We start from the raw sequence: 23288 nt of genomic DNA on the forward strand, positions 1-23288 counted from the left end.
CTACTCCTAATATCAATTCACATTTAGAGAATGGCTTTTGATTATTTATTATGGAAACTTTCGCTCTCGCACTTCCGCAGCATAATCTTGCACAGCTTTGGTAATTGTCTCCCGCAGATTTGTATAAACTTTAGCGAATGGTGGATGCTTCTCTGCAAGACCGAGGACATCAGAAGTAACTAAAACTTGTCCATCGCAGTGAGAGCCTGCACCAATGCCAATTGTCGGAATGCTAACTTTTTGTGTAATCTGCATTGCTAAATCTGCGGGTATATGCTCTAACACTACAGAAAATACACCAGCTTGTTCTAGAGCGATCGCTTCATTTAAAATTCTCTCACCCGTTTCTTGGGTCTTCCCTTGTTGTCGCAAACCGAGTTGATGTACTGATTGGGGTGTCAAACCAACATGACCCATGACAGGAATTCCAGCTTGTACTAACCGCGCAATAGTTTCTGCGATCGCTGGATACCCACCTTCTAATTTTACCGCTTGAGCACCCGTCTCTTTCAATACCCGCCCAGCCGAGTGCATCGCTTGTTGCAGACTTTCTTGGTACGTCAAAAATGGTAAATCTACAACTACTAATGCGCGTTTTACTCCACGGCGCACAGCTTTGGCATGATACAGCATTTCTTCTAAGGTGATTGGCAGTGTTGTTTCATACCCTAGAACTGCTGCCATTGAGTCTCCCACCAGGATTAAGTCTACACCAGCGGCGTCGAGGAGTTGAGCGATCGCGTAATCCCAAGCGGTCAACGCCACAATCGAACGTCCCTGTTGTTTCCATTGAATTAATTGCTGGGTAGTGACTGCCATTTTTTTTAGTGCTGAGTAATGAGTGCTGAGTAATGAGTGCTGAGTAATGAGTGCTGAGTAATGAGTAATTGAGTGGAAGAGTCGGAGAGATAAGGCAGAAGGGGTAGTCTTTTCTTCCCAATCCCCAGTCCCATTTCCCAGTCCCCAATCCCCAGTCCCCATTGCCCCTTATCCCCAGAGGGGGCCCCGAGTTCCCCAATCCCCAATCCCCAGCCCCCAATCCCTACTTCACGGCGCGACTGAAAGCAATATGAGGTTTTGCACTGCCCATTTTAGGCATTAACCAAGCCAGACCTTCACTAGTGCCAATCCACAATTTGTTACCGACATCAGGCACAAGAGCAAGAACCCGACTAGAAGGAAGTCCAGTAACTTCTTCGTCTAATACAGCGCCCGTATTTGGATTTAATCGTAACAAACCATTGTTAGTCCCGACCCAGATACTACCATCTTTGGCAAAACGCACTGTAGTCACGTTACGCCCTCGTAGACGTGTTACAGACCGCAGCACAGCCCCAGTTTTCGGGTTAATAACTAACAAATTATTGGGCATTCCCGCCCAAATTAACCCTTCTGGACTAATAGCTAAAGCTTGTACAGTTGTTCCTGGTAAATCACCAATCCGCTTCATTATCAAAGCATTGGCAGTATTAACCCGCACTAATCCATCAAGAGTACCAACCCACAAATGACCTTCAGCATCTAAAGTTAGAGCGTTGGCGCTAACACCAGGCAGATTTTTTAATGTTGTCATAATCAAACCTTGGTCAGGACTAATTAAAGCTAAACCGCTATCAGTTCCAGCCCACAAATAACCCCGTTTGTCAAGCAACAGTGACAATACTCGTTTGGAAGGCAAAAACAAATTCTGTGCTGTAATTTCATTAGTGCGGGGTTCTACTCTAATCAGTCCCTCATAACTTCCCACCCACAGACGACCTACTTTGTCTTGAGCTAAAGCACCAATCGCAACATTTGGTAAACTAACACGAGCAATAATCTTGCCACTATTAGGGTCAATCCGCGATAGTCCCCGCCAAGAACCTACCCAAAGATTGCCTGTAAAATCTGACAGCAAGTTGCTAACACGATAATCGGTTTCTTGCCTATGCTCTTGCACTCCTCGCTGATTGGGTAAGGGTTCTACTTGCGGTGGCGGTGCGGAAGCCGGATAAGTAGGGGTTAACTCTGATGGCTTAATATCAGGGGTTTTTTGTGGCGAAACACTATTACCAACTTTTTGTGCGTAAGCGCGGGGCGACTTGTCATTAGACATTGCTGGCGGTAAAGCTATTAACCCCAGCAAGATAGAAGTAATCAATAGATTAGTACGCTTGCAAATCGATACCACGGTGACATTTCCTTTGGAGACAATACCCATAGCCATTACCTAAACTGGCTTTGGATTAACTTCAGTGTTCCCCTAGCTGGGATTTTTTAAACGTCACAGGTAATTTTTCTCCAACTCAAAGCCTCAAAAGCATCCTGACAATCTTCGTCCAGACAGGAAAACTCTTGTCCATCAAGGCTCTATACAGTTATTCATGAACCTTTGTAAATCATTCTTAACAAAATGTTTAAAACTTTATGTAATAACAAATTTATATAGTTAACTTAAAAAGTTTCAAAGAATAACTTATCGAATTCTTGATATATTGTGAAACAAGCTACAAATTACGTGGTGTGCAATTTTTTATTTTTCGCTCACAACTCTGCTGAACCTCTGTCTTTACTGTCAAGTAGATTCTCTTATAGTCTTTTTCCTTTACAGGAAAAAGTAAAAGGAATGCAGAGGCGGGAATGTGTGCCAGCCAGCCCACTCCCCTGAATGCCCCAGTTTGTAGGGAAATTATCTAAGTACTACCGCGTGCTGGTAGTTTTGGTGGAATTGAAAAGGTTTAGTAGGGTGCGAGGAACAGATAAAAAAGAATTTTGAAACTTAGGAAGAGGAGAGAGTAGAAGCGCTAGGTCGTGTGCCCCAAGAAGGGCAGAAAGACTACTACCCTCTACTAAAGGCAACCCCTAACAGAAAATTTTCCTGATCTTCTCCCCGCTGAAGGGGGGAAAGAGCGGGGATGAGGGGGAATTGCACAGCACGTGATCTGATAAGTAAAAAGAGTGACTTCTGGGAAGGATAAAATATGTCTTACGCTCAAACTAAGACTCAGAGCAAAACTGGGTATCAAGCTGGTGTTAAAGATTACAGACTAACTTATTACACACCCGATTACACACCCAAAGATACAGATATTTTAGCGGCATTCCGGGTTACACCCCAGCCTGGAGTTCCCTATGAAGAAGCGGCTGCGGCCGTGGCAGCTGAGTCTTCCACTGGTACTTGGACAACTGTATGGACAGACTTGCTCACCGACCTAGATCGCTACAAAGGTCGTTGCTACGACATCGAACCAGTTGCCGGCGAAGATAATCAATTTATTGCCTACATTGCCTATCCTTTGGATCTGTTTGAAGAAGGTTCTGTAACCAATATGTTGACCTCAATCGTAGGTAACGTATTTGGTTTCAAAGCATTACGGGCGCTGCGTTTAGAAGACTTACGGATTCCTGTAGCTTACCTGAAGACCTTCCAAGGCCCTCCCCACGGTATTCAAGTTGAGCGTGACAAGTTAAACAAATATGGACGGCCTTTGCTGGGTTGTACAATTAAGCCCAAACTAGGTCTTTCGGCTAAGAACTACGGACGCGCTGTATACGAGTGCTTGCGCGGTGGTTTGGACTTCACCAAAGACGACGAAAACATTAACTCCGCACCATTCCAAAGATGGCGCGATCGCTTTTTGTTCGTTGCTGAAGCTATCCACAAAGCTCAAGCTGAAACAGGTGAAATCAAAGGTCACTACCTAAACGTTACCGCTCCCACCTGTGAAGAAATGCTGAAACGGGCTGAGTACGCTAAAGAACTCAAAATGCCCATCATCATGCACGACTACCTCACCGCAGGTTTCACCGCTAACACCACATTGGCTCGTTGGTGTCGTGACAACGGTCTGTTGTTGCACATCCACCGGGCTATGCACGCCGTTATCGACCGTCAAAAGAACCACGGTATCCACTTCCGCGTTTTGGCTAAAGCGCTACGGATGTCCGGCGGTGATCACATCCACACCGGAACAGTGGTTGGTAAGCTGGAAGGTGAACGCGGTATCACAATGGGCTTCGTTGACTTGCTGCGTGAAAACTACGTTGAACAAGACAAGTCTCGCGGTATCTACTTTACCCAAGATTGGGCTTCTCTACCTGGCGTAATGGCAGTTGCTTCTGGTGGTATCCACATCTGGCACATGCCTGCACTCGTAGAAATTTTTGGCGATGACTCCGTACTACAATTCGGTGGTGGTACTCTCGGACACCCCTGGGGTAATGCTCCTGGTGCTACCGCTAACCGCGTAGCTTTAGAAGCTTGTGTTCAAGCTCGTAATGAAGGTCGCAACTTGGCTCGTGAAGGTAACGATATTATCCGCGAAGCCGCTAAGTGGTCTCCTGAATTGGCCGTTGCTTGCGAACTGTGGAAAGAAATCAAATTTGAATTCGAGGCAATGGATACCGTCTGATCCTCAAGTAACAAGTTAAAAGTTAAAAGGTAAAAGAAAATATTCATCCTTTCTTTTTACTTTTTACTTTTTCTTTTTACTTAACTAAAGGCTGGGGTCAAGCATGAATCTCAAGCAAATTGCGAAAGACACAGCCAAGACTCTCCAAAGCTACCTGACTTATCAGGCTCTAAGGACAGTACTGGCGCAGCTAGGCGAAACTAATCCTCCATTGGAACTTTGGCTACATAACTTTTCATCCGGCAAAATTCAGGACGGAGAAGCATACATTGAGCAACTGTTCCGAGAAAAGCCAGATTTGGCGTTGCGGATCATGACTGTCAGGGAACACATTGCGGAGGAAATCGCCGAATTTTTACCGGAAATGGTTCAGACTGGCATTCAGCAAGCCAATATGGAACAGCGTCGCCAGCATCTAGAACGCATCACACAAATAGATACATTAAACCCCAGTCTGCAACCAGAACAGCAAACAACCTCAGACCAGAACTTGGATAACTTATCCAGTTAGTCAGCCAACTAGTAATCAAAAATCGCAACACATTATCAACAGCTATGCAAACTTTACCAAAAGAGCGTCGTTACGAAACCCTTTCTTATCTACCTGCGCTGTCTGACGCTCAAATTGCCAAGCAGATCCAGTACATTCTAAATCAGGGTTTTATTCCTGCGATCGAGTTTAACGAAACTTCTGAGCCAACTGAATTATTCTGGACAATGTGGAAATTGCCTTTGTTCGGCGCTAAATCCACTCAAGAAGTACTAAGCGAAGTTCAAGGTTGCCGTTCTCAATTTAGCAACTCTTATATCCGTGTTGTGGGTTTTGATAACATCAAGCAGTGCCAAGTTATGAGCTTTCTTGTTCACAAACCCAACAGCAGCAGATACTAAGGCTGAGATGCTTTAAGTAATTTGTTGATTACAAATAGGAGAGGTGGAATTATCTGCTTCTCTTGTTTAAGTGATTTTAAACGCAGAGGGACGCGGAGGTAAGCGCAGAGGTACGCAGAGAAGACCTTTGCGTTTCTTTGCGTAAAGTTCTGCGTTTTTTTATATAAGTAAATGCAATTAGAACATCTACGCCAAGTAAGAATTTGTTTTGTTGGTGACTCTTTTGTCAACGGTACTGGCGACCCAGAATGTCTTGGTTGGACAGGCAGAATATGCGTTAATGCTAATAAAAAAGGTTATGACATTACTTACTACAATTTAGGAATTAGGAGAAATACGAGTACTGATATAGCAAAACGCTGGATACAGGAAGTATCAGCTAGATTGCCTCAAGAATATGATGGTAGAGTTGTATTCTCTTTTGGGTTGAATGACACGACTCTCGAAAATGGTCAAACCCGCGTTGATTTTTCCGAGTCTATCAAAAATGCTAGCAAAATTTTAAGTGAAGCTAAACAGTTATATCCTGTATTGATGGTTGGCCCTGCGCCTTATGTAGATGAGGAAGACCCTCAAAGAAAGCAGAGAACTACCAAGTTATCTAAGCAGTTTGTTTTAATTTGTCAAGAATTTAATATACCTTATTTAGACGTTTTTCCAATATTAGAAAAATCAAATATTTGGATGAATGAAGCAAGAACTAATGACGGTGTTCATCCCAGAGCAGGAGGTTATACAGAATTTGCTCAAATAGTGGAAAATTGGAACGCTTGGTTAAATTGGTTTCCTTTAACTTAATTGATTATCCAAAGTTAGGATATTGATAGCATCTTAGTCTTTGCATTCACAGGTGGTAATCATGCAGCAAATTACTCTAGCTGGAGCATCTCAAAACTTGCCTAACTTAATTGAAGCAGCACTCAGTGGTGAGGAAATTATCATCAAAGATAATCAACCTGTAGTAAAGTTAACTTCTGTGTCGCCAGTCAAACGTCATCCTAAGTTTGGTAGTGCCAAAGGTCTTATAACAATGTCTGATGACTTTGATGAACCACTTGAAGATTTTAAGGAATATATGGAATGAGCCAACTACTGGACACTCATACTTTTATTTAGTTTGTTATGGGTGATCCAAAAATCAGTGTTAGTATGCGATCGCAAATTGAAAATAATGATAATTTACTAAGTATTGCTAGTATTTGGGAAATAGCAATCAAGCACAGCATTGGTAAACTAACTTTTGGTATTAATTTTGACGAGTTTATGAACAGCAAATAATTATGAACGGCATTGAATTGCTGTCAATCAAAATAGACCATATTACTGTTGTTGCAACACTACCTTTACATCACCGTGACCCATTTGATCGGCTTTTAATTGCACAGGCGATCGCAGAAAATGTACATACTTATGCTGAGTGCTGATAAAATTTTTGATGCATATCCAATTCGGCGGAGGTAGTAAATAGCGATCGCCTCAAATCTACTGGCAACATCAGTTTAGTTATACTAGACAAACAGATATTCCTTCAAAAAATCCGCTCATGACGGCATTAACCAGGCATAGCTTAAGCCAAAATGCGCCTATACCGTACTTAGAAAGTGGGGACAGACTCACTCGCCATGAGTTTGAGCGTCGCTATCACGCCATGCCAGATACTAAAAAAGCAGAACTAATAGAAGGAGTCGTCTACGTGGCATCACCCTTACGTTTTAGAAGTCATGGAAAACCTCATGGTGACTTAATCATCTGGTTAGGAACTTATAAAGTTTCTACCCCAGATATAGAGTTAGGTGATAACGCCACAGTCCGCTTAGACTTAGATAACGAGTCTCAGCCTGATGTTGTGTTGCTAATTGATCAAATATTGGGTGGACAAGCACGTATTAGTGAAGATGACTACATCGAAGGCGCACCAGAATTAGTAGCAGAAGTTGCAGCCAGCAGCGCTGCAAATGACTTATACGATAAGAAGAAAGCTTACCGTCGGAACGGTGTGAAAGAATATATTGTTTGGCAAATTTTAGAGAATAAACTCGATTGGTTCAGCTTACAAAATGAGGAATATGTGTCATTAAAATCGGGTACAGATGAAGTAATCAAAAGCCAAGTTTTTCCTGGTTTATGGTTGGATGTACAAGCGTTATGTGCAGGAGAAATGACACAAGTTTTAACTGTAGTACAACAAGGATTAAATAGCGAAGAACATAAGAATTTTGTACAGCAGTTAGCACAAAAGCCTCAGTTATAAATCTCTGGATTGATATATCTTTAAATAGCTGATATAAGCATTGATATTTTTTGAGCGATCGCACCCATAATCATCAAAGATGAAAGTGCTATCATCATCACCGTATAAACTTCGTCGGAATGATGGGGTGCAGTGATGCTGTGGGGCTGGTTTACGGATATTCATGGTTAGAACTCAAGGGGAAAAGCGATCGCTGTCCCCAGAAAAACTTAACATTATATTTAGAAGTGCTAACTATTTATAAGACAGGCTCATGGGTTACTACATTGCTCCCCGCTTTTTGGACAAACTTGCTGTTCACATCACTAAAAACTTCTTGAAACTCCCTGGTGTTCGAGTACCCATAATTTTGGGGATTCATGGACGCAAAGGTGAAGGCAAGTCCTTTCAATGTGAGTTGGTCTTTGAGAAAATGGGTATCGAGGTGACTCACATCTCTGGCGGAGAGTTGGAAAGTCCTGATGCAGGAGATCCAGCACGTTTAATTCGTCTGCGCTACCGAGAAACAGCAGAACTGATCAAAGTGCGTGGAAAAATGTGTGTTTTGATGATTAACGATTTAGATGCTGGTGCAGGCCGCTTTGACGAAGGCACTCAATATACTGTAAACACGCAGTTGGTGAATGCCACACTGATGAATATTGCCGATAATCCCACAGATGTGCAGTTACCTGGAAGCTATGATTCCACACCTTTACATCGTGTACCGATTATTGTCACAGGCAATGATTTTTCCACCCTCTACGCGCCATTAATTCGGGATGGTCGGATGGAGAAATTTTACTGGGAACCTGATAGAGATGATAAGGTGGGCATTGTTGAAGGGATTTTTGAACCAGATGGACTTTCGCGCCGGGAAATTGAGCAGTTAGTTGATACCTTTGTCAATCAGTCAGTTGACTTTTTTAGCGCTTTGCGATCGCGTATTTATGACGAGCAAATTCGTAATTTCATCCATCAGATAGGCTTTGAGCGCGTATCCTTGCGTGTAGTTAATAGCCTAGAAGGGCCACCAGAATTTAAAAAGCCAGATTTCAGCCTATCTCACTTAATCGAGTCTGGTAACTTGATGGTTGGTGAACAAAAACGAGTAGAAAATTCCCAGTTGGTTGATGAGTACAACCGACTCAATAGAGGCAGAAATTATCAAGCTGCGCCACCCCCTGCAACACCAGTTAGTCAGCCATCAACCAATGGCTCAACTAAAGAAGCAACAACGAACAGATCCCATAAACAGGAAGTATCGAATACCCATTTGAGTTTAGATACACAAGCACAAATCAGGCAATTATTATCTCAAGGTTACAAAATCAGTATTGAACATGTAGATGAACGACGTTTCCGCACTGGTTCTTGGCAAACTTGTGTTAATAGCCACATCGATGCAGAGTCGGACGCAATCTCAAATTTGGAATCATCTCTGGCAGAATATAGCGGTGAGTATGTGCGCTTAGTAGGTATTGATCCAAAAGCTAAACGGCGGGTTTTGGAGACGATTATTCAACGACCGAATGGTAAAAACTAAAAGTGTAAATTTTCGATGTTTACAATATTTAGTTGAGCTTTAGCAATATGTTTGCTACGCTCTCACCTAGCTTCTCAATAGATTCCTGTTGTTTAGCGTCCTTTAACGTGCCATCGGCATTAAAAGCTTCGTAAGCTTTGGGTACAGCAACCTGATCAGGAAGTACCAAAACTTTGATGTTTCCTAAGATAGCCCGTAAGTGAACCAAGCCCCGTAGACCACCCAAACCGCCTGGTGAAGCGCTCATAATCGCAGCAACCTTGTCTACAAAAGCAGCTAACGGGGCTTCGTTAGGAGATGGACGAGATGCCCAGTCGATGGCATTCTTCAAAACTGCTGTCAGTGAACTATTATATTCAGGTGAAGCAATTAGCAATCCTTGATGAGAAATTAGCAAGTCCTTAAACGTGCCAGCATTAGCAGGTAGCCCTTCTTGAGCTTCTAGATCCTCATCAAAAAGAGGTAGGGGCAAATCGCGCAGATCTACATAAGTTACTTCCGCACCTGCTGCCTTAGCACCATCTGCCGCAATTTTTACCAATTTTTTGTTGTAGGAATCAGTGCGGGTGCTGCCAGCAAAAGCCAAGATTTTGGGCGTATATGCCATAAAAATATCAGTTTAATGAATTAGCCAATTCAAGTGCATTATCCAGTTTTGTTGCGATCGCATCTTGCTTTTTTTAGATTTTCTTTAACATAAGTTCGACAGAACTAAAAAATTGTCCATTGCTATGTAAGGTTTGTGTCCATTTCTTTTGACTACCATTACCAACAGATGTTCAAGTTAGGTGCGCGATCGCTTATTACACTAGCACTATCCTGATATTATTTGGTTATGGTCGAGTCGATTCACACTTAAGAAGATGGCTATAGAACTTCCATGAACCTCGAATCTGTTCTTAATATTGTTAACCGCAAGCTGGTTGAAATTCAACATCGTCCCCTCAATGCCACAGAAGTTCTGATTTTACGGGGTACATGGCAGTATCATACCTATAGCCAAATTGCTCAAGAACAAGGCTATAGCCCCGGCTACTTTACTAATGTCGTCGCTCCAGAGTTATGCCGACGACTTACTGAAATTATCGGTGAACGTGTCACCAAGAAAAACTGTCGGGCGCTACTTGAGTCTTATGCAGCTGCACAAACAAGCAGTGTGGGCAACATCCTCGATATTAAGCAGGATATCTCATCGCCTCGCTTTCCTAGTGGTTCGGTTCCTATTGACTCCCCTTTTTACATTGAAAACTCTCCGGTTGAGAGACAGGCTTACACAGAAATTAGTAAACCAGGAGCCTTAGTACGGATTAAAGCTCCTAAAGAAATGGGTAAAACCTCACTGCTGCTGAGAATTTTAGAACATGCCAATCGTCTCGGCCATCGCACAGTGAGCCTGAACTTGGAGCAAATTGACCAAGATATTTTGAGCGATCTCAATCGGTTTCTGCGCTGGCTATGTGCCAACATCGCCCTTCAGCTTCAGATCGAACCGAAACTAGACGATTATTGGGATGAAGATATTGGCAGCAAAGTCAGTTGCAGCCTTTACTTGAGAAGCTATGTGCTCGAACAAATTGATACTCCTGTTGTCTTGGCATTAGACGAGGTAAACCAAATGTTTGAGCATCCGCAAGTGGCAAAAGAAGTTTTACCCTTGTTGCGTTCATGGTATGAAGAAGCCAAAAGACTACCCATTTGGCAAAAGCTTCGCCTAATTGTAGTTCACTCGACTGATATTTATGTTCCCCTGCAACTTCATCAGTCTCCTTTCAATGTGGGGCTACCAGTTCAGCTTACTTGCTTCAGTCTAGACCAGGTGCAGCAGTTAGCTCAGCGCTATGGACTTAACTGGACTGATGGCCAAGAAGCCAAACAATTAATAGATATGGTTGGAGGACATCCGGCACTAGTCAACATAGCACTCTATCACCTTAACCAGGGTGAGCTAACTCTCCCACAGTTACTAGAAACTGCCCCCACATCTACCGGAATTTATCATCATCACTTACAACGTCACTGTGCAACTTTGCAAGAACAGCCTGAATTAGCGATCGCCCTTAATGCTGTTGTAAATGCTACTGAACCTGTTAGATTAGAACCAATTTTGGCTTATAAGTTAAGCAGTATGGGGCTAATTAAGTTAGACAACAACAAAGCAATGCTCAGTTGTCACTTATATCGGCAGTATTTTCACCCGAAGTTTCTCCCTGAAGATAGGCAAATATTAACTAACTTGACATGAAAAAAGGCTTGGTGATACACCAAACCTGGTAAACAGAAGTGAAAGACTCAGATAAATTTAATCATTCTTATTTTTGTAGTTCATCTATCTTGAGAACGTATACAGATCATAATTTGCCTGCTATACGGTATTTACTTGTTTTACAAGCCTCAGACTCAGTAAGTACAAGTTCAGCTATTGCTTGAGAAATGGGTAAGCCAGGGCAGCGTTCCAGCCAGAAAAACTCTCCCACTGGGTTAACTTCAAGGAATACATAGCGATCGCCTGGTGTCAAAATAATATCAATCGCCCCGTAATTCAAACCAAAGTTAGCCATTAATTTAAGTAGCTTCTCCTCCACATCTTGAGGTAGGGTGTAGGCTTGCCAAGCGTTGAGCAAAGCAATTCCCTGTCGTCGCCAGTCGTAGTGCGCTTTCTCCAAAGCTTGGGAGTCAACCGCAGCGGTGAAAACACGCTTACCTACAATAATTGTCCGCAGTTCTAGCGCCTTCGGTATTTTTTCCTGAAAGGTCATCGGGCAGAAACGCAATCCATCAAGGTTGTCTAGATCTTCAGGTTTTACTGGATTCGTGAACACAACATTCTCTTGCCCTTGTTCGTCGTAGATAGCAAAGGAAGAGAGCATCTTTGTAATCATGCCATGCTTGCACTCTTGAGCAAATCGCTTGACTGTAAGTGGATTGTTTGTAGTCAAGGTACGCGGGGTATCTAAACCAACCTCTCGGGCCACTTGTAATTGTAGTTGTTTATTTTCTGCTCGACGGATATTTGGTTGATGGTCAAGATGGAACCCGTTGATGCTAGCAATCATCCCTTGAATAGTGACGCGAGATTCCTGAATTGAAGCTTGTCGAAGTTGCTGATCCATCGTTTTGGGAATTTTTGCCCCGATCGCAATTCGCCGATACCAAACTGCAAACACCTCATTCAAATCTAGCTTCTGGTCATCACAACTCAAAATCACTCGTTCAGATTCTTCACTATAGTAAACATCCAGCTGCACTTCTGTAGGAAATCGGTCTGTGTCAAAACGAAATGCTTTCCCTCCTTGATCTGCAATTGCCTGGAGAACTAGGGAAATGCTTTCGTTATCTTCGCTGTGAGTAATGATTAAAATAGTCATCGTTGCTTTCTTATTATTTAATTTTTGTCACCACAAAGGCACAAAGGCACAAAGAAGATTAAATATCGAGTAGTATTGCACTTTTTGAAAGCAGGGTATTAGCGATCGCTTCCGAAATGGGGTAGCCCAAATCTCGTTCTAACATTCCCCACTCACCTGTAGGATTAACTTCCAAAAATACGTATTCTCCTGATGGTGTTTGAATCAAGTCTAATGCCCCAAAAACTAGTCCAAACCTGGCCATAAAAGCATTGAGACAATCAACTACATCTGTTGGAAGTTCATGAGTTTGCCATACACAATCCTCAGATTTAGCGCGTCGCCAATCTTGGGTGAATGCTGCATAACGAGACGCATCTAACGCCCCTACAAATAGTTTTCCATTCACAAATACTGCCCGTAGTTCCAGTTTTTTAGGGATTTGCTCTTGAAACACCATAGGACAATAACGCAGTGTTTGGGCATCCAGTAAGTCTTCCTCTTTAACTAATCTGGTATATAGAAAAAAAGTGGAGCCTTTCATTCCAGATGAAAGAGGGGTTAATAGCTTAGCAATCATCTTTTCTTTGACTTCAAAGAAAAACTCTCTTACTTCTTCAGGGTCATTAGTAACGAGAGTCCGAGGGATCACCAGACCGACTTCACGAGCTACCCTCAATTGACGTAGCTTGTTCTCTGCGGCATTAATCCGCTGCAAATCATCCACCCACATAGCTCCCCTAAGACTGTCCCAGAAGCCATCTAGAGTTGTGAGTGATTCTCTGATGCAAGCTTGTTGGAATTGTGGAGCCAATTCTTTACCTAACTGAGGCTGCCAAATACGACGCATCCACACCGCTTGTACTTGCTCTGTGCTGATAGAGACATCGCCATATTTTAGCCTGTGATAACTCCCAGAGTTGTCAAGATGCGCTTGGAGTTGTATTGCGATCGGAAATTGATCGGTGTCAAAGCGAAATGGTTGTGCGCCCCGTTTTGATAGGGCATCTGCGACTCTATCTATTGTGAAGTAATCACCACTGTGGGTGATTAACAAAACCACATCACGCGAGGGGCGCATAAAATATCGAATTAGTGTTGGTTTTTTTCTTTTGCAGCCTACTACCAACTAGAAATAAGTAAGCAGTTACTTTATAAAAATTATAGGAAAAATGTAATCTTTACTATCAGATGAGTATTGATTCATGACATCATCTAGTTTGGAATTTTTGCGATGGGCTACACTCCGCTATAGGCGATCGCACATAAGCTTGTAGCTTGAAAAGGTGGGCATCGCAATGCCCACCCTACTGTGGTCTATTCATTGAAAACTGCTGTATGTTTAATTTCAAAATGTATCGTCACCATCTGAGGGATACTTTTGAGTAACAGCATATTCATCGCTATCAGATGGATATTTCTTAGTGACGACATCTTCATTATCAGAAGGAAACTTCAGCGTCGTAACTGTTCCACCACAACCGCCTGCCACTGCTTCCATTTCTTCTTCAGACATTTCTTCGGGAGATTGTCCTTCTAAAAAGCGGGCAAAGAATGGAACTGCTTGCGAATCTAAATCTTCTACTTTGATGTTAGACACAACTTTAACTCCTTTGGTCAAGTGAATGTAAATTTATACTCAATTTGTGGCTTTAAAACAATAACTATAAATCATCATAATTAATGGACTTTTGTCTTCAGCAGTTTCTTATATAGTTTTTTGGGACATAATTAATACACTTATGTTTGAGAACCAAGATCCTCGACTTCTCCAGCTCCCCGACTTCTCAAAGAAGTTGGGGAGCTGGACGATATCCGGCTCTATTAGTTGAAAAAATTTAGGGACATAACTGTAATAGTTATGTCCCTAAATAATAGAAGCTAATGCTATCAATCAAGTAAAAATCCCCGTAAAGGAAGTAAAGCTAACTACCGACTTCGGACTATGGACTCTTGACTTGAGCTTGCAGAATCTAATTTCGCAGTAAACTTTCTGTCTGTTGCCCAAGCAAGACATAACTGGCGGAAATGATCTCCCCGGACTTCAAAATTCGGGTACTGGTCGAAACTCGCGCAAGCTGGAGATAGCAACACTACAGATGCATGATACTGCTTAGCTAATTCTGCTGACCTGATGACTGCCTTCTCCATCGTTTCCACAATTTCATAAGAATGATACCCTACCTCTTGGAGGCGTTGGGCAAACGTGGGTGCGGCAGAGCCAATTAATAATACAGCAGCAGTTGAGGAGCGAATTTTTGCTAACCAACCAGTATCATCACCTGCTTTGGCTTCTCCGCCAGCAATCAAAATCGCTGGATTTTTTACTGATGCTAAGCCAACTTCGGCAGCATCGTAGTTGGTGGCTTTGCTATCGTTAATAAAATCAATGCCTTCCCAAGTGCAGATATGCTCCAAACGATGAGCAACGCCAGGGAATTCACGAATTGCACGCGCAATAGCATCACAATCAATCCCTGCTAATCGCGCTGCTGCTACAGCCATAAGTAGATTTTGTTGGTTGTGTTCTCCCACCATCCGTAAAGCAGACACTTTTACAACGGGTGCTGGTGCTGAGGATGCAGTCAACTTTTCGACAACCCAGCCATTTTCGATGTAAAAGCCTTGTTCACCAATCAGAGAATCTTTCCCTTTGACACTTGTCCAATAGGCATCAGGCCAATGACTTTGGCCTAGCTTGCTCAAATAGCCATCATCGCCATTGAAAACTTGAAATTTAGACTGATGCAACAGTTTAGCTTTGATGTTGTAGTAGTTCTCTAAAGTCTTATGGCGACTGAGGTGATCTGGTGTGAAGGTTGTCCAAATACCGATACGGGGAGCAAGAGTATTAGATGATTCTATTTGATAGCTGCTGACTTCGGCAATTACCCAATCCAGTGAGGAGTGAGGAGTTAAGAGTGAGGAATTATCAAATTTTTCTCCTGCTTCCCCTGCTCCCCCTGTCCCCAATCCCCTCTGAGACAGAGCAACTTCACAGGCAGCGTAGCCAATATTACCGCAAGCGGGTGCATTCAATCCTGCTGCTTGAAAAATGGCAGCAATTAAAGCTGTGGTAGTAGTTTTGCCGTTAGTGCCGGTAATTCCTACCCAAGGTACAGATTGCAGATGTCGCCAGGCGAGTTCCATTTCCCCAATGGTTTCAATGCCTAGTTCTCGTGCCTGAATTAATACAGGAATATCCCAAGGCACGCCAGGACTGACGACTATTAATTGGGGTAAATTAGCACCATTCAATTCCAAGGATTGGCCTAGTTTAACGGTTATTTGCTCGGCAGCGAGTTCTTGTTGTTGCTGAAGGAGGGTTTCGGAGATGGTGCGATCGCTTAGCTCCACCTCCCAACCTTCCCGTTGCAACAATCTCGCCGCAGCAACACCGGACTTTCCCAATCCAATCACAGTAGCTCTAGGCATAGATTGCAGCAGAGTCCCTGGTTAAGCACTCCCTATAGTAGCGCTTATTGGCAAAATTACACAACTTTTTGTTGGCCTGTGCTACAGATTTTTGACGATCGCCCCAAAATCAGCCAGCACACGGGCATGATTACGAACTAATCCCAATAAATGTAATCGATTACGCTTAACTTCAGGATCAGTATCCATCACTAAAACGCTATCTGGCCCGTCAAAAAAGTTACTTACAGTGGGGGCAATGTTTGTTAATGCTGCTACTAATAGTTGATAATTCCGTGTCTGCTGTGCTGCTTGAGTTTGTGGCACTAAATCAACTAAGGCATTATACAAAGCTCCTTCAGAAGATTTTTGGAATAGTTCTTGACGGACTACGCTTGTTGGTTCTAGCTGTTTTGTATCCAAATCACCTTGCGTCGCTAATCGTGTGGAACGGTTAACGGTTTCGTAGATGATATCTAAAGTGTTGTCGTTGCGGATTTGTTGCAAGTATAAGGCGCGATCGCGTACATCTAATAAATCTTGTAACGCCCGTTCTCTATACTCTGGGTCATTTTCTCCCAAAACTGCATTTACCAAGTCGTAATCAATCTGCTTTTCTTCTTGCAGTAGAGTGCGGATGCGTTGTAAGAAAAATTCTTGCAATGCTGTAGTTAATTGCGCCTGATTTTTGTTGTAAGCTGCGGCAAAGTCTGCTACTACTTGCTGCAATAAATTTTCTAAATTTATTGGCAAATTAGCCGCCCATGTAATGTTAATTACAGCATTTGCCGCCCGTCGCAAGGCAAAAGGATCTGAAGAACCTGTAGGTATTAAACCTAATCCAAAGATACTGACCAACGTGTCTAATCTGTCTGCTAAACCGACAACTTGACCAGTCAGAGTTTCCGGCAAAATATCACCTGCTCCTGTGGGTAAATAATGCTGAAAAATTGCGTTTGCGACTTCGGCATCTTCACCACTAGCTAGAGCATACTTTTGTCCCATTATTCCTTGCAATTCGGGAAATTCATATACCATTTGAGTAACCAAATCGGCTTTACATAATAAAGCAGCACGTTGATTTTTTTGGCTTTGATTTTCCTCTAGCTGTAATTGGGTATTAATTTGCCCAGTAATCTTGACTATTCTGTCTACCTTGAGCCGTAGAGAACCCAAATCTTCTTGGAAAGTGACTTTTTCTAATTGTGGTAAAAAGCTTTCTAGAGACTTGGCTAAATCAGCTTGATAGAAAAATTGACCATCTGCTAATCTGGCGCGGATAACTCTTTCATTCCCAACGGCAATAATGTTTGATTTGGTGGGATCACCATTAGAAACAGTGATGAAATTTGGTAATAATTCTTCTTGGGAACTACCTTCTTTAAATACAGGAAAATAACGCTGATGAGTCACCATAACTTCAGTAATTACCTCAGTTGGTAACTGCAAAAACTCTGGTTCAAATTTGCCAACAACAGCTGAAGGATATTCTACAAGATTAATAACTTCCTCTAACAAATCAGGATAAATTACTGTATGTCCACCTGATTGTTGTGCTGCTACTTGTACTTGCTTTTTAATCAGATTTGCCCGTTCCGCTGGGTCAACAGTAACATAGGCAGAGTGGAGAGTATTTACATAATCGGTGGCTTGGGTAATGGTTACTGGTTTGGGATGTAAGATACGATGACCTTGAGAAATGCGATCGCTCTTTATCGTTTCCGAACCATTAACTAATTCAATCGGCAAAACTGTCTCATCTAATAAAGCTACCAGCCAGCGAATGGGACGGGAAAATCGCATATCCCCATCACCCCAGCGCATCAACCGCTTTCCTTCTAAACTCAAAATCCACTGAGGAACTAGTTCTGTCAAAATTTCTGCGACAGGACGACCAGGAATACTTCTTTGCACAAAGACAAAATCGCCTCTGTGTGTGGAGCGAACTTCTAAAGCTTCCAGTTCCACTCCTTGCCTTCTGGCAAAGCCTATTGCTGCTGGTGTCGGTTGACCATCTTTAAAGGCGGCTTGGGCGGGAGGCCCTTGAATTTCTTCTTCGCGGTCTGGTTGCTGAGATGGTAGACCTTTGATTAATACGGCCAGACGCCGGGGAGTACCGTAAACTTCTACAGATGCGCCTTTAAGGCTATTTGCTTCTAGACTTTGAGGAATGCGCTCTTGCCATTGCACTAAGGCATTACTAAGAAAGCTTGCAGGTAATTCTTCTGTACCAACTTCTAATAAAAACGCCAAATTTCCTGATATATCAACACTCTTAACCTTTGTCATCAGAATATTACACAAAAGATATACGATATTAGACTAGTACTGCTGCGCGTAATTCGTAATTCGTAATTCGTAATTCGTAATTCGTAATTCGCAAGGGTTTTAGACATTTTGAATGGGTGGTTTATTTCCCTAGTTAAGTGATGTTATTTTAAAGTAATATTTATTACTTTAAAACTACACAAACTTTTGTACCACCAAAATTATATATCTGTTGGATATTGAAAGTTGATTAGACAAGTACTTCAACGACACATACTAAGTTTTTTCTTTTCTTCGGGATAAGTTACAAAGTAATCTTTGAGGCGATCGCACCCTTCATGCAGCAATTCATCTAATCCTCTAACGCGCCACGCGATCGCCGTCTTATCCTCATTGGCTGTAGCTAGTAGTTTGCTATCCGGGCTAAAATCTGCGCTTCTCACACTGCCTTGATGACCCTTAAATTCTGCTACTTGTTGTCCTGATAAATTCCACAGCCTAGTTGTATAGGTTGCTGAAGATGTAGTTAGCAGCTTGCCATCCCGGCTGAAAGTTATTTGTGTGACTCTGCCTTCATAAGTCTTAAATTCTTTTAACTGATTTCCTGCATAATCCCACAGCCTAACCGTAGCATCATCTCCAGCAGTAGCCAGTTTATTTTCTGTAGGGCTAAAACCGACAGTATTAACATAGCCCTTATGACCTGTTAATTGTTTAGACTGCTTGCTGCTAATATCCCACAGTAATGCCGTCCCATTTTCTCCAACTGTAGCTACCAGCTTGTCATCTGGACTAAATCTAGTGGTCTCAACTTTACCTATATGCGGAAATTCTTGTAACTTGTTTCCTTTGAGATCCCACAGTTTCGCCATACCATCATTTCCAGCGCTAACAAGCCTATCTCCTTTGTTATCAAAATTGATACTCCGTATTGCTTGAGAATGTCCCTCGAAAGGTTTCAAAGGCTTTAAAGATTCTCCAGTGCGCGTCCAGATCTTGATTGTGCCATCTTTTCCACCTGTAACAATGAGGTTTTCTGCTTCTTTTGGACTAAAACGCACACTGTTAACACCGCCTTGATTGGCTTTGAATTGTCTTATCAGTTTCCCTTGGAGGTTCCAAAGCCTAATGATGTCATCATCTGAAGCTGTAACCAGTAACTTACCATCTGGGCTAAAACGCACACTGCCAACAGCTTTTTCATGCCCTTTTAATTTAGTTAAGGGATTTTTGGGTTTGATTAATGATTTTCCTGGAACTGCCCAGATTCTTACCGTACCATCATCTTTTCCAGCGGTGGCAAGAGTATCGCCCCCTTCATTAAACCGGATGCTCACAACACTACCTTGATGACCTAAAAATTCTGCTTGTAGTGTTCCCTTGAAATTATTCCATAGCCGAACTTTGCCATTGCTACCTGATGTAGCAATCAAACCATCATTGCGAATACGAACTGTCTCAACACCTTCAGAGTCAGCCTCAAATTTTGCCAGTTCTTCTCCAGCAAGATTCCACAGCCGAACTGTACCATCATCTCCAGCAGTAGCAACTTGCTTTTTCTTGGGGTAAAACCAGACACTATTAACACTACATTTTTTAGTATCCTTGACACTGCATTCATGACCCTTAAATGTTGCCAATTTTGTCCCCTTGATATCCCAAAGCTTTGCCAAGCCATCCTCTCCAGCTGTGGCAAATTGCTGAATATTATCAGAATTAGGATTGAGACTTTTGATACTTCCCTGATGGGCATCTATTGTTAAAACAGGTTCTCCGTTGAAACGCCACAGCTTGACTTTGCCATCATCTCCAGTTGTTGCCAGTAGGTTGCTCTTGGGAAGAAAACGAACATTGTTGACACTACATTTATCATCCTCTTTTGGTTGGTCATATTCTCTTAATTGCTGTCCATCAACACATTCATGATGCATGGATGTTATTAAAGAAGGTGACTCCTGACTTGCTGAGACATTCCACAGTTTTACCCAGCCGTTAGTTGCACCTGTAGCCAGTATTGTTTGATCTTCACTAAAATCGATACTTTTAATACTGTTATTGTGCAGTTTAGGCTTTTTCAATTCATTTCCCTGGAAATTTCGCCACGTAACCGTGCCATTTTCTCCACCAGCAACAATTAATTCGTCTTGTTTTTCTTTTTTAAGAAAACGAATACTGTTTACACCTCTTTGATAAGTATTAATTTGATTTGTTTGATGAATATTATCTAGAATCTTCTGCAAAGCAAGCAGCGGACTTGTGGCTGGACAGTCTTGCAAACATTGATGATTCCAAAAAGTCATCTTTTTGACTTCTTGTCCGGCTGCCATTGCTGATACCAAGGCCTCAATTTCTCCAGCGCCAGACTCAAAATTTTTTAAAGCATTGACTCCTAAGCCTTCAACTTCAGCTGTCCATCGTAGCCAAAATGCAACCATAGCCAGGATTGAAACTACCACTAAACCACTGGTCAGCCCAAATAGAGTTAGTTTGCGGCGGTGTTCTTTTTGCTTGCGATCGCGATCGCGCAATGCTAAACTTTGCTGAATAAAATCTTGCTCTGCTTGGCTCAATTCTTCTCGCCGCAGCTTGAGCCAGTTTTCAGCTTGTCCTAGGGGGACACCTCGCAACAATGGCCCCTCATCTTTGCCAGCATTTTCCCACTGGCGCATTCTAGAGCGGAGTAATTCTTGCCAAGTCCGAAAAGAGCGATCGCTTTCCATCCATCCGTGCAACCTTCCCCATTCCCGAATCAAGGTTTCATGGACAATCTCTACTGTTTCTTTACCAGCAATTTCATCAAGTCCAGTTACCACTAGCCGCGCATCCGCTAGACGCTTAACCAAATCCCAATTATTGTCTCCTACCTCACTTCTAGTAGCTAGTCGACGGGTGTCTTCTGTACCCTCCCCAGGTCGTACTAGCTGGACAAATACTGGCTGCGCTTGTTGTTGCTCCTCCGTCTTGAGCTTGGCAAACTCGGCTTCTGCATGGTTTGCCAACGACTTTTCTACACCGCCGATGGCTTCGTAAGCAGCATGAGTCATCTGGCGATTTTGCTGCTTTGCCCATAGTTGCGTCAAAGTAAATTCTAGTAATGGCAAATTTCCTGGTGAATTTGCCACCGCTTGAAGAATCCGCTCTGCAAGACCCTGTTCTAACCTTACCCCTTGCTTGTTTGCAGGTTGAGCGATCGCCTGCTGCAATTCTTGTTGGTTCATTGGAGCAAGTTTTAAATCAGCATTCTGCAAAGCATCGGCGAAACGACGATCAGAAAGCGCATACCCCAAAAAATCAGCCCGCAAGGTCAGCAAAAGAGTAAAATTCTGTACCAGTTCAGCGGCTTCTAGTAATTGATTTAAAAATAATTGACGCTCCTTAATATCTGAGCAAGAAGCGTAAAGTTCTTCAAATTGATCCACCACCAGTAACAGGCGTTTATCCTGGTTCTCTGACAAAATTCGGGATAAAACAGTATGTGCTGCAACTTGTCCCGCTCGCAACCCACAAGCTAATTTTCCGGCATCAATATCTTGTTGCGTCTTTCCCTTGTCTGGTTCACGCAAGCGCACAATTACTGCTGCGAGTTCATCTACAGGATGCGTTTTTGGACGAAAAGATTCGATGAGCCAGTTACCTTGCTGGCGTAAATTAGGAATTAAACCCGCAAACACTACACTGGATTTACCACTACCAGACGCCCCAATCACCGCAATCAATGACTGTTTTTGGACTGTATCTACAAGTTTCTGGGTGAAAATATCCCGCCCAAAGAAAAAACTTTTATCTTCTTCCCGGAAAGGAAATAAACCGCGATAGGGACAAGAAGCAATAGCTTGCTCACGCAACACAGACCATGCATTCACCAACACCTGTGTGGGAATCATAAACCCAACTTTGGCTTCTGGTCGGTTGATGTCTACTGCGACTGCTATTCCTGCTATACCCTGAAGTTCACTATCCCATATCGGCGCACCACTGAAACCAGGCTCTAGTCGATAACCTGGTTGTTTCACATCCTCTAGTTGCACCCAACCTTTAGCTGTGCGTCCACGTAAAACGCCAGTAGCCCAAACACCATCTGGTTGTCCTGCTGGAAAACCCAACACTCGCAAAGGATGTCCCGCCCAATCATCAGATGTAATTAATGGTGCGAGTAAAGCTTTATCTAAGGGAGAATGTTTTAATTCCAATCCTGCAATATCTTCTACTTCCACATCAGGATTTACAGGTAACCAGAAAACAACTTTAGCTTTGAGCAGTTGTTTAGCCGCCACTAAAGGAAAATCCACGGTGATTTCTGCATCTGGCATTTGGGTAGTTTTTCTCGGAAGTCCCAAAGCATCAGCAATTACATGGGCGCAGGTGAGGATATATCTTTGGGATAAGAAGCCAGCACCTATTACTTTGCCACTATTTGAATAAATTCTGACAACAGACAATTCAAGCGGTGCGGTCATCTGATGACTCCCGTTTCCACTTTAGAGTAATTTCATAGTTGACCTCGCCATTTCCAGAAGCGACAACTGCACCTAGTTGAGCGCTGATTTTAATGCCAAACTTAACTTCCACTTCATCTGCTGGCTGGTGGAGGCTGTTCATCTTTGCAATGATTGCATTAGCTACAGGCTTGACGGTTGATAAAGCTGACTCAAAAGTCTGCGTAGCTTTTTCGATCACTTTATCTCCTAAGCTAATGCGATCGTCAATTTGTGCAGGTTCATCTACTTCTATAAGGATGGATTCGCCGCTTTCCAGAGGAAATTCTACTATATGTTTCACAATAAATTTATACCAATTAAAAAAAATGTTACAGATATAACATGCAGAGACGTTGCAATGCAACGTCTCTACATTATTTTGCATTGCAACTCCAGTTTTCACCTTCAGAACTCGGAACTTCGTGCTCGGAACTCGAAACTTCGTGCTCAGAACTCGGAACTTCGTGCTCAGAACTCGGAACTTCGTGCTCAGAACTCGGAATTTTGTGCTCGGAACTCGGAACTTCGTGCTCAGAACTCGGAACTTCGTGCTCAGAACTCGGAACTTCGTGCTCAGAACTCGGAACTTCATGCTCAGAACTCGGAACTTCGTGCTCAGAACTCGGAACTTCATGTTTGGAACTACAAATTTGACGAAATCCATACGCAAAGCAGTGACTTGACTTGAGCGAACTGCCCGCCTAGAAACACTAAGTTTAATCGCAC

General features: G+C 42.8%; 22 protein-coding genes. 11 read left to right on the forward strand and 11 right to left on the reverse strand.

Features of this window, described 5'->3' with window-relative positions; genetic code table 11:
• Positions 1-48: 48 nt before the first annotated feature.
• Together panB and FNW02_RS06990 are read right to left on the reverse strand one after the other, a co-directional pair.
• Positions 49-819, reverse strand: coding sequence for a 3-methyl-2-oxobutanoate hydroxymethyltransferase (gene panB, locus FNW02_RS06985; protein ID WP_191756830.1), 771 nt, complete (start codon positions 817-819; stop codon positions 49-51).
• 223 nt (positions 820-1042) lie between these two features.
• Entirely contained in the window at positions 1043-2206 is a 1164-nt protein-coding gene (locus FNW02_RS06990; RefSeq protein WP_191756831.1) for a ligand-binding sensor domain-containing protein, read from the reverse strand.
• Positions 2207-2960: 754 nt separating this feature from the next.
• On the opposite strand from FNW02_RS06990, the gene FNW02_RS06995 reads away from it, so the two are divergent.
• The 8 genes from FNW02_RS06995 to FNW02_RS07025 all read left to right on the forward strand — a co-directional run bounded on the left by FNW02_RS06995 (position 2961) and on the right by FNW02_RS07025 (position 7533).
• Entirely contained in the window at positions 2961-4391 is a 1431-nt protein-coding gene (locus FNW02_RS06995; RefSeq protein ID WP_191756832.1) for a form I ribulose bisphosphate carboxylase large subunit, read from the forward strand.
• Between the two features lie 103 nt (positions 4392-4494).
• Positions 4495-4902: a RuBisCO chaperone RbcX gene (gene rcbX / locus FNW02_RS07000; protein WP_191756833.1), complete on the forward strand. Its 408-nt coding sequence runs from the start codon at positions 4495-4497 to the stop codon at positions 4900-4902.
• A gap of 44 nt (positions 4903-4946) precedes the next feature.
• The gene (locus FNW02_RS07005) at positions 4947-5282 is read left to right on the forward strand and encodes a ribulose bisphosphate carboxylase small subunit (RefSeq protein WP_191756834.1); all 336 of its coding nucleotides are present in this window, start codon (positions 4947-4949) and stop codon (positions 5280-5282) included.
• Between the two features lie 171 nt (positions 5283-5453).
• Complete coding sequence (locus FNW02_RS07010) at positions 5454-6080, forward strand: GDSL-type esterase/lipase family protein (RefSeq protein WP_191756835.1); 627 nt, start codon at positions 5454-5456, stop codon at positions 6078-6080.
• 61 nt (positions 6081-6141) lie between these two features.
• Positions 6142-6366, forward strand: a complete 225-nt coding sequence (locus tag FNW02_RS07015) for a type II toxin-antitoxin system Phd/YefM family antitoxin (protein ID WP_191756836.1) — start codon at positions 6142-6144, stop codon at positions 6364-6366.
• Between the two features lie 38 nt (positions 6367-6404).
• The gene (locus FNW02_RS39875) at positions 6405-6560 is read left to right on the forward strand and encodes a PIN domain-containing protein (RefSeq protein WP_348535369.1); all 156 of its coding nucleotides are present in this window, start codon (positions 6405-6407) and stop codon (positions 6558-6560) included.
• Between the two features lie 2 nt (positions 6561-6562).
• Positions 6563-6706: a PIN domain-containing protein gene (locus FNW02_RS39880; RefSeq protein ID WP_348535370.1), complete on the forward strand. Its 144-nt coding sequence runs from the start codon at positions 6563-6565 to the stop codon at positions 6704-6706.
• Positions 6707-6825: 119 nt separating this feature from the next.
• On the forward strand, positions 6826-7533 hold the full coding sequence (locus tag FNW02_RS07025; RefSeq protein ID WP_191756837.1) for a Uma2 family endonuclease: 708 nt from the start codon (positions 6826-6828) through the stop codon (positions 7531-7533).
• Here the strand turns inward: FNW02_RS07025 and FNW02_RS07030 are convergent.
• Positions 7528-7698: a hypothetical protein gene (locus FNW02_RS07030; RefSeq protein WP_191756838.1), complete on the reverse strand. Its 171-nt coding sequence runs from the start codon at positions 7696-7698 to the stop codon at positions 7528-7530. The genes FNW02_RS07025 and FNW02_RS07030 overlap by 6 nt on opposite strands.
• An 88-nt stretch (positions 7699-7786) precedes the next feature.
• On the opposite strand from FNW02_RS07030, the gene FNW02_RS07035 reads away from it, so the two are divergent.
• Positions 7787-9058 (forward strand): ribulose bisphosphate carboxylase small subunit, encoded by a 1272-nt coding sequence (locus tag FNW02_RS07035; protein ID WP_191756839.1) that lies wholly within the window; start codon positions 7787-7789, stop codon positions 9056-9058.
• A gap of 28 nt (positions 9059-9086) precedes the next feature.
• Here the strand turns inward: FNW02_RS07035 and FNW02_RS07040 are convergent, their stop codons facing one another.
• Positions 9087-9665, reverse strand: coding sequence for an NADPH-dependent FMN reductase (locus FNW02_RS07040; protein WP_191756840.1), 579 nt, complete (start codon positions 9663-9665; stop codon positions 9087-9089).
• Positions 9666-9938: 273 nt separating this feature from the next.
• On the opposite strand from FNW02_RS07040, the gene FNW02_RS07045 reads away from it, so the two are divergent.
• Complete coding sequence (locus tag FNW02_RS07045) at positions 9939-11300, forward strand: AAA-like domain-containing protein (RefSeq protein ID WP_191756841.1); 1362 nt, start codon at positions 9939-9941, stop codon at positions 11298-11300.
• 106 nt (positions 11301-11406) lie between these two features.
• On the opposite strand, the gene FNW02_RS07050 is transcribed toward FNW02_RS07045, so the two are convergent.
• The 7 genes from FNW02_RS07050 to FNW02_RS07080 form a co-directional block, all read right to left on the reverse strand.
• Entirely contained in the window at positions 11407-12423 is a 1017-nt protein-coding gene (locus tag FNW02_RS07050; protein ID WP_191756842.1) for an MvdD family ATP-grasp ribosomal peptide maturase, read from the reverse strand.
• A gap of 58 nt (positions 12424-12481) precedes the next feature.
• Positions 12482-13483 carry an MvdC family ATP-grasp ribosomal peptide maturase gene (locus tag FNW02_RS07055; RefSeq protein ID WP_191756843.1) on the reverse strand — a complete coding sequence of 334 codons (1002 nt, stop codon included), beginning with the start codon at positions 13481-13483 and terminating at the stop codon, positions 12482-12484.
• Positions 13484-13750: 267 nt separating this feature from the next.
• Positions 13751-14002, reverse strand: coding sequence for a microviridin/marinostatin family tricyclic proteinase inhibitor (locus FNW02_RS07060; RefSeq protein WP_191756844.1), 252 nt, complete (start codon positions 14000-14002; stop codon positions 13751-13753).
• A gap of 329 nt (positions 14003-14331) precedes the next feature.
• Complete coding sequence (gene murD / locus FNW02_RS07065; protein WP_191756845.1) at positions 14332-15837, reverse strand: UDP-N-acetylmuramoyl-L-alanine--D-glutamate ligase; 1506 nt, start codon at positions 15835-15837, stop codon at positions 14332-14334.
• Between the two features lie 81 nt (positions 15838-15918).
• Positions 15919-18105, reverse strand: coding sequence for a glycine--tRNA ligase subunit beta (gene glyS, locus FNW02_RS07070; RefSeq protein ID WP_191756846.1), 2187 nt, complete (start codon positions 18103-18105; stop codon positions 15919-15921).
• Between the two features lie 242 nt (positions 18106-18347).
• Positions 18348-22541: an nSTAND1 domain-containing NTPase gene (locus FNW02_RS07075; protein WP_191756847.1), complete on the reverse strand. Its 4194-nt coding sequence runs from the start codon at positions 22539-22541 to the stop codon at positions 18348-18350.
• A complete protein-coding gene (locus FNW02_RS07080; RefSeq protein ID WP_191756848.1) occupies positions 22525-22863 on the reverse strand; it encodes a CU044_2847 family protein in 339 nt (112 codons plus the stop codon). Before FNW02_RS07080 ends, FNW02_RS07075 begins: the two co-directional genes overlap by 17 nt.
• Positions 22864-22920: 57 nt before the next feature.
• Between FNW02_RS07080 and FNW02_RS07085 the strand changes: the two genes are divergently transcribed.
• A complete protein-coding gene (locus tag FNW02_RS07085) occupies positions 22921-23250 on the forward strand; it encodes a hypothetical protein (RefSeq protein ID WP_191756849.1) in 330 nt (109 codons plus the stop codon).
• The last annotated feature ends 38 nt before the right edge of the window (positions 23251-23288 follow it).

The sequence above is a fragment of the Komarekiella delphini-convector SJRDD-AB1 genome (genome assembly GCF_014831675.1).
Classification (GTDB): Bacteria; Cyanobacteriota; Cyanobacteriia; order Cyanobacteriales; family Nostocaceae; genus Komarekiella.